This window comes from Amycolatopsis sp. NPDC114484, assembly GCF_055633755.1.
Window position 1 is genome coordinate 35,686 of sequence record NZ_JBVKDQ010000014.1, and the last position, 12,900, is coordinate 48,585.

At 71.4% G+C, this 12,900-nt stretch carries 12 protein-coding genes; all 12 read right to left on the bottom strand.

Features of this window, described 5'->3' with window-relative positions; genetic code table 11:
* Positions 1 to 3: 3 nt before the first annotated feature.
* Positions 4 to 453, bottom strand: a complete 450-nt coding sequence (locus ACZ7SW_RS29760) for a tetratricopeptide repeat protein (RefSeq protein WP_470233675.1) — start codon at positions 451 to 453, stop codon at positions 4 to 6.
* Complete coding sequence (dapB, locus tag ACZ7SW_RS29765) at positions 450 to 1,199, bottom strand: 4-hydroxy-tetrahydrodipicolinate reductase (protein WP_470233676.1); 750 nt, start codon at positions 1,197 to 1,199, stop codon at positions 450 to 452. The genes ACZ7SW_RS29760 and dapB overlap by 4 nt, the downstream gene beginning before the upstream one ends.
* On the bottom strand, positions 1,196 to 2,560 hold the full coding sequence (locus tag ACZ7SW_RS29770) for a M16 family metallopeptidase (RefSeq protein WP_470233677.1): 1,365 nt from the start codon (positions 2,558 to 2,560) through the stop codon (positions 1,196 to 1,198). The genes dapB and ACZ7SW_RS29770 overlap by 4 nt, the downstream gene beginning before the upstream one ends.
* Positions 2,561 to 2,644: 84 nt before the next feature.
* Positions 2,645 to 4,894: a polyribonucleotide nucleotidyltransferase gene (locus ACZ7SW_RS29775; protein ID WP_470233678.1), complete on the bottom strand. Its 2,250-nt coding sequence runs from the start codon at positions 4,892 to 4,894 to the stop codon at positions 2,645 to 2,647.
* A gap of 237 nt (positions 4,895 to 5,131) precedes the next feature.
* On the bottom strand, positions 5,132 to 5,401 hold the full coding sequence (rpsO, locus tag ACZ7SW_RS29780) for a 30S ribosomal protein S15 (protein WP_470233679.1): 270 nt from the start codon (positions 5,399 to 5,401) through the stop codon (positions 5,132 to 5,134).
* Positions 5,402 to 5,565: 164 nt separating this feature from the next.
* Complete coding sequence (thpR, locus tag ACZ7SW_RS29785; RefSeq protein ID WP_470233680.1) at positions 5,566 to 6,042, bottom strand: RNA 2',3'-cyclic phosphodiesterase; 477 nt, start codon at positions 6,040 to 6,042, stop codon at positions 5,566 to 5,568.
* Between the two features lie 3 nt (positions 6,043 to 6,045).
* Complete coding sequence (locus ACZ7SW_RS29790; RefSeq protein ID WP_470233681.1) at positions 6,046 to 6,522, bottom strand: XRE family transcriptional regulator; 477 nt, start codon at positions 6,520 to 6,522, stop codon at positions 6,046 to 6,048.
* 159 nt (positions 6,523 to 6,681) lie between these two features.
* A complete protein-coding gene (locus ACZ7SW_RS29795) occupies positions 6,682 to 7,647 on the bottom strand; it encodes a bifunctional riboflavin kinase/FAD synthetase (RefSeq protein ID WP_470233852.1) in 966 nt (321 codons plus the stop codon).
* 41 nt (positions 7,648 to 7,688) lie between these two features.
* On the bottom strand, positions 7,689 to 8,609 hold the full coding sequence (gene truB, locus ACZ7SW_RS29800) for a tRNA pseudouridine(55) synthase TruB (RefSeq protein ID WP_470233682.1): 921 nt from the start codon (positions 8,607 to 8,609) through the stop codon (positions 7,689 to 7,691).
* Between the two features lie 476 nt (positions 8,610 to 9,085).
* Complete coding sequence (locus tag ACZ7SW_RS29805) at positions 9,086 to 10,408, bottom strand: MFS transporter (protein WP_470233683.1); 1,323 nt, start codon at positions 10,406 to 10,408, stop codon at positions 9,086 to 9,088.
* A 112-nt stretch (positions 10,409 to 10,520) separates the two neighbouring features.
* Entirely contained in the window at positions 10,521 to 11,342 is an 822-nt protein-coding gene (locus ACZ7SW_RS29810) for a PhzF family phenazine biosynthesis protein (RefSeq protein ID WP_470233684.1), read from the bottom strand.
* Between the two features lie 61 nt (positions 11,343 to 11,403).
* A complete protein-coding gene (locus ACZ7SW_RS29815; RefSeq protein ID WP_470233685.1) occupies positions 11,404 to 12,741 on the bottom strand; it encodes an MATE family efflux transporter in 1,338 nt (445 codons plus the stop codon).
* Between the last annotated feature and the right edge of the window lie 159 nt (positions 12,742 to 12,900).

Genomic DNA, 12,900 nt, shown 5'->3' on the forward strand with positions numbered 1-12,900 from the left:
CCGCTACTTCCGTTCCGCGGCTTCCAGTTCGATCGCCTTGCGCATCGTCGCCCGCGCCCGCCGCCGGTCCCCCGCGATGTCGTACGCGTACGCCAGCCGGTACCAGGCCCGCCAATCCTCTTGGCTCGCCTCGACTTCCGCGCGGCGCTCGTCGAACCACGCGTCCGCGGCGTCGCGGTCCACGCGGCCGGACGGGCGGCGCGGCAGGTCCGACACGTCCGGCAGGCCGCCCTCGGCGTCCAGCTGCCGCGACAGCCGCTGGATCTGCATGCCGGACCGCCACGTCACCACGACGATCCACACGCCCAGCAACGGCAGCAGGAACACGCCGACGCCCAGCGCGATCCCGGCCGGGGTGCCGGTCTGCAGCAGCGCCACGGCCCGGCTCGCCAGCAGGACCAGGTACACCACGAGCGCCGCCGTCATCAGCAGCGCGAAATTGCGGGCTTTCACAGGTCGAGCACGTTCTCCAGGCCGACCGTCAGGCCGGGACGCGACACCACCGAACGCACGCCGAGCAGCACGCCCGGCATGAACGACGTGCGGTCCAGCGAATCGTGCCGGATGGTCAGGGTTTCGCCCTCGCCGCCGAACAGGATCTCCTCGTGCGCCACCAAACCCGGCAGGCGGACCGAGTGCACATGGACGTCCTCGACGGAAGCGCCGCGGGCACCGTCCATTTCGGACGTTGTCGCGTCAGTGCCGGGAGCGACCCCGGCCTCGGCCCGGGCGGCGGCGATCATCCGCGCGGTGTGCGCGGCGGTGCCGGACGGGGCGTCGGCCTTGCGGTTGTGGTGCAGTTCGATGATCTCGGCGGAGGCGTAGAACTTCGCCGCCTGCGCCGCGAACCGCATCGCCAGCACCGCGCCCAGCGCGAAGTTCGGCGCGATCAGCACGCCCAGGTCCGGCTTGTCCGCCAGCAGCCCGCGCAGCTCGGCGAGCCGCTCCTCGCTGAAGCCGGTCGTGCCGACGACGGCGTGCAGGTCGTGCGCGATCAGCCAGCGCAGGTTGTCCATCACCGCGTCCGGATGCGTGAAGTCCACGACCACCTGGGCGCTCTCGAGCGGGGCGAAATCGTCGCCCGCGTCGAGCGCGGCCACCAGTTCCTGGTCCGCGGCGCCTTCCACGGCTTTCACCACGGTCGCGCCCATGCGGCCGCGTGCGCCCAGCACGCCGACGCGGATCGGGGACTCGGTCATGACGCGATCACCTCGTGCAGATCGTCGGGCAGGTCGTCGGCGTGAGCGTACGGCCCCACCACCGCCGCGGACGACACCCCGCCGGGGCGGCGCAGCAGAGTGCGAGCGAGCGCACACACCTCTTCGGTCGTGACCGCGTCGATCCGCGCGATCGTGTCGTCGACGCCCAGGTACCGGGCGTAGTTCAGTTCGTTCTTGCCGATCCGGGACATCCGCGACGAGGTGTCCTCCAGGCCCAGCACGAGCCCGCCGCGCAGCTGCCCCTTGGCACGCGCGACCTCGGCGTCGGACAGCCCGTCCGCGGCGACCGAGTCGAGCACCTCGCGGATCACGCCCGCGACCTGGCCCAGCCGCTCCGGCTGGCAGCCCGCGTACACCGACATGTGGCCGAGATCGGCGTAGCTCGCCACCGACGAGTACACCTGGTACGCCAGCCCCCGGCGTTCGCGGATCTCCTGGAACAGCCGGGAACTCATGCCGCCGCCCAGCGCGGCGTTGAGCACGGACAGGGTGAACCGGCGTTCGTCGTGGCGCGGGAGCGCGCGGAAGCCGAGCATCACGTGGGCCTGCTCGGTGTCGTCCGGGTGCAGGGCCAGCTTCGGCACGGTCTTCAGCCGGGCGCGGCCGGAACGCGGCGCGACCGGTGTCGCGGTGCCGGTGAGGCGTTCTTTCAGCGCACGCTTGACGAGCCGCAGGACTTGGCCGTGCTCCACGTTTCCGGCGACTGCGAGCACCATTCGCGGCAGGGTGTAGCGGCGGCGGTAGAAGCCGCGCAGCGCGGACGGCGACATTTCGGTGATGGACTTTTCCGTGCCCAGCACCGGGCGGCCCAGCGGGTGGTCGCCGATGATCGCGCCCACGAAGGTTTCGTGCAGGAGGTCTTCGGGATCGTCGTCGCGCATCGCGATCTCTTCGAGGACGACGCTGCGTTCCATGTCCATGTCGCGGTCGGTGCACTGCGCTTCGAAGACGACGTCGGTGACGAGGTCGAGCGCCAGCGGCAGGTCCGCGTCGAGCACCTGCGCGTAGTAGCAGGTGTGTTCCTTCGCGGTGAAGGCGTTGAATTCGCCGCCTACCGCGTCGATCTCCTCCGCGATCTGGGTGGCGTCGCGGTGGGTGGTTCCCTTGAACAGCAAGTGTTCCAGGTAGTGCGCCGCGCCCGCGACCGGCGAAGGCTCGTCTCGCGAACCGACTCCGACCCACAGCCCGACCGTCGCCGACCGGGACGCCGGGACGTGCTCGGTGATCACCCGCAGGCCGCCGGGGAGGACGCTCCGCTTGACGACCGCACCGTCCGAAGTGGACTCGAGCGTACGGGTGGTGCCGACGGGCTGCTCGTGCCCGGAAACCTGCCGTGCCAATGCAATCCTTTGCTCACATGCGGTGAAGGCCCCCTCCCCAGCCGGAGAGGGGGCCTTCACGGACCAAGCTTCGCGGGGCGGACCCTACTTGGCTTCGGCGGCCTCGGCCGGAGCGGCGTCGCCTTCGGCGGGCTTCGCGGCGTCCTCTTCCTTGACCACGATCAGGCTGATCTTGCCGCGGTTGTCGATGTCGGCGATCTCGACGCGGATCTTGTCGCCGACGTTCACGACGTCCTCGACCTTCGCGATCCGCTTGCCGTTGCCCAGCTTCGAGATGTGCACGAGGCCGTCCTTGCCCGGCAGCAGCGAGACGAACGCGCCGAACGCGGCCGTCTTCACCACGGTGCCCAGGAAGCGCTCGCCGACCTTCGGCAGCTGCGGGTTGGCGATGGCGTTGATCTTGCCGATCGCCGCCTCCGCCGACGGGCCGTCGGCCGCGCCCACGTAGATCGTGCCGTCGTCCTCGATCGAGATGTCGGCGCCGGTCTCCTCGGTGATCGAGTTGATCATCTTGCCCTTCGGCCCGATGACCTCGCCGATCTTGTCGACCGGGATCTTCACCGACGTCACGCGCGGGGCGTACGGGCTCATCTCGTCCGGGCCGTCGATCGCCTCGGCGATGACCTCCAGGATGGTGAGGCGAGCGTCCTTCGCCTGCTTCAGCGCGGCCGCGAGCACCTCGGACGGGATGCCGTCCAGCTTGGTGTCCAGCTGCAGCGCGGTGATGATGTCCTTCGTGCCGGCGACCTTGAAGTCCATGTCGCCCAGCGCGTCCTCGGCGCCCAGGATGTCGGTGAGCGCGACGTAGCGGGTCTCGCCGTCGACCTCGTCGGACACCAGGCCCATGGCGATGCCCGCGACCGGGGCCTTCAGCGGCACACCGGCGTTGAACAGGCCCATGGTGGACGCGCAGACCGAGCCCATCGAGGTGGAGCCGTTGGAGCCCAGCGCCTCGGAGACCTGGCGGATCGCGTACGGGAACTCGTCCCGCTTCGGCAGGACCGGGACCAGGGCGCGCTCGGCGAGCATGCCGTGGCCGATCTCGCGCCGCTTCGGCGAACCGACGCGGCCGGTCTCGCCGGTGGAGAACGGCGGGAAGTTGTAGTGGTGCAGGTAGCGCTTGTGCGTCTCCGGGGAGAGCGAGTCGATCTGCTGCTCCATGCGGAGCATGTTCAGCGTGGTGACGCCCAGGATCTGGGTCTCGCCGCGCTCGAACAGCGCCGAACCGTGCGCCCGCGGGATCACGGCGACCTCGGCCGAGAGCTGGCGGATGTCGGTCAGGCCGCGGCCGTCCATCCGGATCTTCTCGGTGAGGACGCGGGTGCGCATGATCTTCTTGGTCAGCGCCTTGAACGCACCGCCGACCTCCTTGTCGCGGCCCTCGAAGGCTTCGCCCTCGCCGAGGCCGAGCTTCTCCAGGACGGTGGCCTTGACCTCGTCGGTCGCCTTGTCGCGCTCCTGCTTGCCGGCGATCTGCAGCGCCTTGGCCAGCTCGTCGGAGGCGATCGCGGAGACGGCCTCGTAGATGTCCGGCTGGTAGGCCGGGTACACCGGGAACTCGCCGGTCGGCTTCGCGGCGTCGGCGGCCAGGCGCTGCTGCGCCTCGCACAGCACGCGGATGAACGGCTTCGCGGCCTCGAGGCCCTGCGCGACGGTGATCTCGTCCGGCGCGGTGCCGCCGTCGGCGATCAAGTCGAGCGTGTGCTCGGTGCCCTCGGCCTCGACCATCATGATCGCGACGTCATCGCCGACGATGCGGCCCGCGACCACCATGTTGAAGGTGGCCTTCTCGAGCTGCGACCAGGTCGGGAACGCGACCCACTGGCCCTCGATCAGCCCGACGCGCACGCCGCCGACCGGGCCGGAGAACGGCAGGCCGGCGATCTGGGTGGAGGCCGACGCGGCGTTGATCGCCAGCACGTCGTACGGGTCGTCCGGGTTGAGGCTCTGGACGGTGATGACGACCTGGATCTCGTTGCGGAGACCGTCGGCGAAGGACGGGCGCAGCGGGCGGTCGATCAGGCGGCAGGTGAGGATCGCGTCGGTCGACGGGCGGCCCTCGCGGCGGAAGAACGCGCCCGGGATGCGGCCGGCGGCGTACATCCGCTCCTCGACGTCCACGGTCAGCGGGAAGAAGTCGAAGTGCTCCTTCGGGTGCTTCGACGCCGTGGTCGCCGACAGCAGCATGGTCTCTTCGTCCAGGTACGCGACGACAGCGCCGGCGGCCTGCTTGGCGAGCCGGCCGGTCTCGAACCGGACGGTGCGGGTGCCGAACCGGCCGTTGTCCAGAACGGCTTCGGTCTCGAACACGGTGACTCCGGTGGAGTCGGTCATATGGTCAATCTCCTCTTTGGTTCCTTCGTACGGCGAGAGTCTCCCACTGTGGGACCCGGTTCGCCCGAGGACGCTCGAGGAGGTGTGAGGCCGGTCTTCGATCGAAGCCCCCGGGTCCGTTGCCCGGGAACCACTACCGAGGACCGGCGAGATCGTTCCTCCAGCGCGCTCGCGCCGTGTGGGGGGTGTGCTTGCGGCGAGGGGGAGCGGCCGAAGCCGCTCCCCCTCGTCAGCACGCTATCGGCGCAGGCCGAGACGCTTGATCAGGTCGCGGTACCGCGCCACGTCCACCTTTTCCGTGTAGTTCAGCAGCCGGCGGCGACGGCCGACCAGCAGCAGGAGACCGCGACGGGAGTGGTGGTCGTGCTTGTGGGTCTGCAGGTGTGCGGTGAGGCCGACGATCCGCTTGGTCAGCAGCGCGACCTGGGCCTCGGGGGATCCGGTGTCCGAGTCGTGCAGCCCGTACTCGGCGAGGATCGTCTTCTTCTCTTCGGTGGACAGCGCCACTGGTGGTGCTCCTTGTGCATCTAGTGCCGTGAGGCCCGTACCGCGCCACGCGGCCGGGTAAGCCGGTCACGGCCGCCACGGACTGCAGCCGGACCCGGTTGCCGAGGTTACCAGCCGGTTGAACTGCGGCTTCAGGCGCGTACGGCTAGCTGGGCGGCACGGCCTCACCCGCGCCGCAGAGGCCAAGTCCGCAGCGTGCGGTACGGGCTGCCGCCGCCCATCAGCTCGACCCGGTCCGCGGTCCAGGCGCGGCTGCGGAAAGCCGCGAGCCGTTCCGTCCACTCCGTGGGCGGCTGCGTGCGCGAGCACCGCGCCAGCGTCAGGTGCGGCCGGTAGGGACGGTCCTCGTCCGAGCCTGCCGCTGCGGCCAGGTCGGCCAGGTCCTCCCCCGCCACTCCCAACCACAGCACACCGGGAAATGTTCCCGAACTCCAGAGCTGGACGTCAACGGATTTCCGGCCGTCCAGCGCCCGGTCGAGGAAGGTGCCGCGTTCGGCTGGGTCCACTTCGCCGTAAAAGGCCAGCGTGACGTGCCAGCCGGCCGGGTCGGACCAGCGCAGCAGCCGGTCCCGGGCGCCGAGCGCGCCGTCGATTTCCGCCGCGACGTCGGCGGGCGGGCGCAGCGCGGAGAACAACCGCATCGGCTACTGGCCCAAGGCTCCCGCGCGGCGGAGCAGGTCGGCGATCGCCGGGTAGTCCTCGTCGAGCAGCTTCGCCGCCTCGGCGAGGTTCTCGTCCTCGGCGACGTCCCGGATGCCCGCGAGCACGATCTTCTCGTCCGAGTTGACCGGGATGTTGTCGCGGCCGACGGTGGGCCGCGAATCGCGCACGTCCTCCAGCGCGGCCTGCATCGCGTCGCGGTCGCCCGCGGCGACCTCGGGCACCAGGATCTTGCGTTCGAGCATGATCATCCGCGCCAGCACCACCGGATTGCCGATCTTCGCCCGGCGCCCGCTCATCACCTGGCTCAGCATCGGCGCGCTGATCCCCAGCACCTCGGCCAGGAACGCCTGCGACACGTCGAAGGCCACGACCAGCCTGCGCACCCGATCGCCCAGCGGCTCCCCGTACCACTCCCGCTGCAGCGCGATGTTCCGCTGGACGATCTTGTGGTCCTCCACCTAGCTCCGCTCCCCTAGCGCTGTCGTCCCGCGACCGCCAGCCGCGGGACTTGCTCCTCCGGCCCGGTGCCGCCGGCCCATCTTGCCACCCCGGACGCCGTCGCCGGGCCCGAACGCCCGATTCGCCCCGGTCCGGCCCTTCCCGGCGCCGGGTTCCGCTCAGCTGCCGGAGCCGAGCGCTTCCCTGGTCCGGGCCACGTCCTCGTCGATCTTCTTCACGAGATCCGCCGACGCGCCGAACCGCGCCTGATCCCGCAACCGGGTGACGAAATCCAGCGCGACGTGCTGGCCGTAGAAATCCTCATCGACGTCCAGCACGAACGCCTCGACGGTGCGTTCGCGGCCGGAGAACGTCGGGTTCGTGCCCACCGACACCGCCGCGCGCAGCCGCCGGCCCGGGTCGGACAGCCGGCTGAACCAGGCGGTGTAGACGCCGTCCGCGGGCACGGCGGCGAACCGCGCGGTGGACAGGTTGGCCGTCGGGTAGCCGAGGTCGTGGCCCCGGCCGTCGCCGCGGACGACGATGCCCTCCAGCCGGTGCGGGCGGCCGAGCGCGTCGGACGCGGCCACCACGTCGCCGGCGTCGATGCACGAGCGCACGTAGGTCGAGGAGAAGGTGATGTCGTTGGCGCCGCGGTCGTCGTCGAGCGAACGGCCCTGCAGTTCCGCGCCGTAGGCGACGAACCCGAAGCGGCGGCCGAGTTCGCGCAGCAGCGCGACGTTGCCCGCGGCCTTGGCCCCGAAGGTGAAGTTGTCGCCGACCAGCACCGCGGCCGCGTGCAGCCGGTCGACCAGCACCTCGTGCACGAACTCGTGCGGGCTGAGCCGGGAAAGCTCCAGGGTGAAGGGCAGCACGCAGAACACGTCCACGCCGAGCCCCTCGACCAGCTGGGCCTTGCGCCGCAACGTGGTCAGCTGCGCGGGATGGCTGCCCGGGCGCAGCACCTCGGACGGATGCGGGTCGAAGGTGAGCACCACGCTGGGCACGCCGCGTTCGGCCGCCGTCGCCACGGTGCGCTTGATCAGTTCCTGGTGCCCGCGGTGCACGCCGTCGAACACGCCGATGGTGACCACGCACCGTCCCCAGCCGCCCGGGAGGTCCCCGAGCCCACGCCACCGCTGCACTGTCGTCAACTCTCCCCGAGCAAGGTGCCTTTGCCCCCACCCTATGCGGGCAGGAGGACCACCACCGAGCGGGTCACTCCCTCGGCGTCGGAGGCCAGCGCGAGCACGTGGCCGTCCGGCGCGAACAGGCCGTAGGTGCCGTCGATGCCCGCCGCCGGGATGCGCCTGCCGTACTGGACCGCCTTGGCGGTGGCGGCGTCGAGATCCCGGCGCGGGAACGCGGCGGCGACGGCGGCGTCGAGGTCCAGGGACAGTTCCGGGGTCTCCTCGAGTTGGTCGAGCGTGCGCGCGCGGGCGAGTGTGAACGGCCCGACTGTGGTGCGGCGCAAGGCTTTCAGGTGCCCGCCGACGCCGAGTCCGGCGCCCAGGTCCCGGGCGAGCGCGCGGACGTAGGTGCCGGACGAGCATTCGACGATCGCGTCGAGCTCGATCCGGTCGTCCTCGCGGCGAAGACCGAGAACGTCGAACCGGTGCACGGTCACCGGCCGCGGCGGGAGCACGACGTCTTCTCCCGCGCGGACCCGGGCGTACGCGCGTTTGCCGTCGATCTTGACCGCGGACACGGCGCTGGGCACCTGCTGGATGTCGCCGGTCAACGCGGCGATGCCGTCGGCGATCTGCTCGTCGGTGACGGCGGCGAGAGTCTCCGGCGCGGCATCGGTTTCGGCCAGCGGTTCGCCTTCGGCGTCGTCGGTGGTGGTGGACCGGCCGAGCGACAGGGTGGCGAGGTAGGTCTTGCGGTCGAGGGCGAGGTGGCCGAGCAGTTTGGTGGCGCGTTCGATGCCGAGCACCAGGACGCCGGTCGCCATCGGGTCGAGCGTGCCGGCGTGGCCGACCTTGCGGGTGCCCATGATCCGCCGCGCCCGCGCGACCACGTCGTGCGACGTCATTCCCGCCGGTTTGTCGACGATGAGCAGTCCGGGCGGAGGGGCGGGGCGACGCGGTTCTTTCGGGCGAGACACGGCGGAAACCCTACCTAGACGGGGTTTCGCGGGTGACGGCCGGTTCGGCGGGGAGGGGAGGCGGGCGCGGCTTGCGGGTGGGGGGTGCCGGTTCGGGCGGGCGGTTCGGGCGGGCGGCTGGGGAGGCGGGCGCGGCTCGCGGAGGGTTGGGGCCGGTTCAGGCGGGCCGGGATGGCGGAAGGCCCGGGCGAAGGGGTTTGGCGGGTGGTTCGGGCGAATGTCCTGGGCGGTCGCCCGGCCCGGGCGAAGGGGTTTGGCGGGTGGTTCGGGCGAATGTCCTGGGCGGTCGCCCGGCCTGGGCGACTGGGTTGGGCGATCGATCCGGGCAAGTGCCCCGGGCGGTCGTTCGAGCGGGGTGCCTGGCTCGGGCAGTCGCCTCGGGCGAGCGCCCCGGGCAGCCGACCGACTGGAGCGACCGGCACCGGCAATTGGTCCGGGCGGTCGCCCCGGGCGGCCGCCCGAGCGGAGCGACTGGCTCAGGCGGCCGCAGCCACGGCCTCCTCCGGTGCGCGGTCCCAGCGGTGCCGCCGGATCCGCACCGGAACTTCCTCCCCGCGTGCCTCCGCGGCGAAAACATGGGCGCGGGCGCGGCGCCACCACACCAGCATCTTGAAGGCGCCGAACGCCAGCACGGCCACCACGACCAGCAGTGCGATCCGGAAGTTGCCGCCGGTCGCCTGGAGCAGGATGCCGATCAGCAGAGCGGTGACAGTGGTCGCCAGGAAACCGCCGACGTTCACCACTCCGGTCGCGGTGCCGACGCGGGACAGCGGGTTGTAGTCGCGGGCGATGGCGAAGCCGATCATCGACGCCGGGCCGCCCAGGGTGAGGAACGCGAACGCCGGGACGAGGACGCCCACCGGGACGTGGCCGTTCCAGCCGAGCAGCACTGCCCACACGATCGCCGCGCCGGTGAGGTAGCCGACGACCAGCGGCACCCGCAGCGCCGGGGAACGGCCGATCACCGCGCCCAGCAGCGGGCCGCCCGCCATCGAGCCGAACACGAAGACGGTCAGCAGGGCGCTCGCGGTCGCCGGGGGCAAACCCTCGCCTTGCACCAGGAACGGCATGCCCCACAACAGGGTCAGCACGTTCGGCGCGAACATCGTCGAGAAGTGCACCCAGAAACCCAACCGGGTGCCGGGCGTTCGCCAGGCCAGCTTGACCTGCCTGGCCAGTTCCGCCGGGCGCACGGGGTCGCGCTTGCGTTCCGGCACGCCTTCCGGGGCGTCGCGGACGCGCAGCGCGACCGGCACCGAGTACAGCACCGTCACCGCGCCGACGACGAGGAAGGTGACTGTCCATCCTGGACCGTCGAGGAGCAGGGTGAGCGGGACCGTCGCGGCGAGGTTGCCGATGTAGCCGACGCAGGAGGTGAAGGACGCGAGCAGCGCGTAGCGGTGTGCTGGGAAGTGAGCCGCGACGAGGCGCAGGACGCTGACGAAGGTGAGCGCGTCGCCGAAGCCGAGGACGCCGCGGGCCACCAGGCCGAGCGCGTAGGTGTCGGCGAAACCGAGCAGCAGCTGCCCGGAGCCGAGGATCAGGACAGCGGCGGTGAGCACGCGGCGCGGGCCGTAGCGGTCGACCAGCACGCCGGTCGGGATCTGCATGGCCGCGTAGACGCCGACCTGCAGGACGGTGAAGATGCCGAGCGCGGCGGATCCGACGCCGAAGCGTTCGGCCGCTTTCAGCCCGGCGACTCCGAACGAGGTGCGGTGGAAGACGGCGAGCAGGTACACCGTGACCGCGGTGAGCCAGATGAGCCAGGACCGGACAGGGGCGCGGCCGGCGGGCGTCAAGAGTTCCTCCAGAGAGCAGGCGAGCGTCGGACAGAGGAGGACGACGACGCTGCCGCCTCGATTGTTGTATCGCCTCAGCAACCTCGAGACATAGCCGTAACCGGGGTGTGTTTCACCACAGATCGACTTCGCCCCGGATTCCGACGACCGTTTCGCCGCCGACCCACACGTCGTCGCCGTCCCGTTCGACGTGCACCCGGCCGCGCCTGCCGAGCCGCGTGCCCTGCGCCGCGACGTACGACTCGGGCGCGATCCCGTCGCCGATCAGCCACTGGCCGAGCGCCGCGTTGAGGCTGCCGGTGACCGGGTCCTCGACGACGTCGCTGAACGCGCGGACCTCGAACTCCGTGTCGGATCCAGCCGGCTGCGCACCCGCGACGCCCACCTTGAACGAGCCGAGCGCACCGAAGTCCGGCTCGATCGCGAGGACGGTCGCCGCGTCGCGCAGCAGCAACGCGACCCATCCGGGACCGTTGTCCGCCCAGCGCGCGTCGAGGACGTCAGCGTCGCCGAGGCCCAGACCGCGTTTCACCACGGCGAGGTCGGCGTCGTCCACCGGCCCGCCGCGGCGCAACGGAGGCGCGGCGAACGCCAGCCGGTCGCCGTCGCGGCGCACCCGGACCAGTCCGGCGGCGCATTCCTGCACGAGGTGCCCGGCTTTCGGCTCTCCCCCGGCGGCCAGCCACGCCCGCGCCGACCCGAGCGTCGGGTGCCCGGCGAACGGCAGCTCGCTGTGCGGGGTGAAGATCCGCACGCGGTAGTCGGCGGCCGGGTCGGACGGCTCCAGCAGGAACGTCGTCTCGCTGAGGTTCGTCCACCGGGCGAACGCGGCCATGCGCTCGTCGGACAGCCCGTCCGCGCCGTGCACGACAGCGAGCGCGTTGCCTCGGGTGAGCTCGTCGGCGAAGACGTCGACCTGGGTGAACTTCGGCATGCGCCCACCCTCGCATCCGCCGGTCGGCGGCGGCGACCGAGTTGTCGCGTGAGTTATGCCATCAAGCCTCCCTGACCGCGCCGACCACGGCCCACCGCCCGGACCGCCACCGCGCCACCACCGCCGCCAGCCGGAACACCATGAACAGCGACAATCCGGTCCAGATCCCGCTCAACCCCCAGCCCAGCGCCAGCGACAGCCAGATCAGCGGGAGGAACCCGAGACCGGCGCTGACGAGCGTCGCGGTGCGGAGGAAGGCCGCGTCGCCCGCGCCGAGGAGGACGCCGTCGAGCGCGAACACCACGCCCGCGATCGGTTGCAGCGCCACGAAGAACCACCACGCGTGCGGGATTTCGCCGAGCACCCCCGGGTCGGACGTGAACGCGTGCGGCAGGACGCTCCACAACGCGGCGAACAGCACGCACAGGAAACAGCCGAGGACGAGGCCGTATCCGGTGATCTGGTTGGCCACCCCGCGCGCCTGCCGCGCCGCGCCCGCGCCGAGCGCCGCGCCGACGAGCGATTGCGCGGCGATCGCGACCGAATCGAGGACCAGGGACAGGAACGTCCAGAGCTGCAGGACCACCTGGTGCGCCCCGACCGCCTCGGTCGAGGTCCGCGCGGCCACCGCGGCGGCGGACACGAAGCACGCCTGGAACGCGAAACTGCGCAACACCAGGTCCCGGCCGAGGCCCAGCTGTGCTCGCATCACCGCGAAATCCGGCCGCAACGGCACCTTTTCCCGCACCAGCGCGGCGACGAACATCGACGCGGACACCACCTGCGCGACGACGTTCGCGATCGCCGACCCCTCCAGCCCGAGACCGGCGACATACACCAGCACCGGGCACAGCACGGCGGAGATTCCGTTGCCCGCCAACACATAACGCAACGGACGGGTGGCGTCCTGCACGCCGCGCATCCAGCCGTTGCCCGCCATCGTGATGAGGATCAGCGGCGCGCCGAACAACGCGATCCGCAGCCACGACACGGCTGCCGCGGCGATCTCGTCGCTGCCCGAAAGCGCGCGGGCGATCGGCTCCGCCAGGAGTTGCCCCGCGACGAGCAGCACCAGCCCGACCAGCACACCGAGCCAGGTGGCCTGCACGCCCTCGCGGACCGCGTCGGCGCGCCTGCCCGCGCCGTGCAGCCGCGCGGTGCGCGAGGTGGTGCCGTACGACAGGAAGGTGAGCTGTGTGGAGACCTGCGACAACACGACGCCGCCCAGCGCGAGGCCAGCGAGCGGCAACGCCCCGAGATGGCCGACGATGGCGGTGTCGACCAGCACGTAGAGCGGCTCGGCGGCGAGCACGCCGAGCGCGGGCACGGCGAGCCCGAACACTCGGCGGGGCGGGATGCGGTCACCGCTTACGGCGGTGGTCGTGGCGTTTTCGGACACGGGGACGAGAGTAGCTACCGGGTCCGACAATTCCGGCGGGGTGGAGGGCTGGGGTTCACTGACGTGGGTGAAGGGGGTGGAGGAATGGGTTGTGCGGCAAGGGAATCCGGCTGAGTTAGCGGACGGTTCCTGAGATGCGGGAGGTCTGTTCGGCTGGCT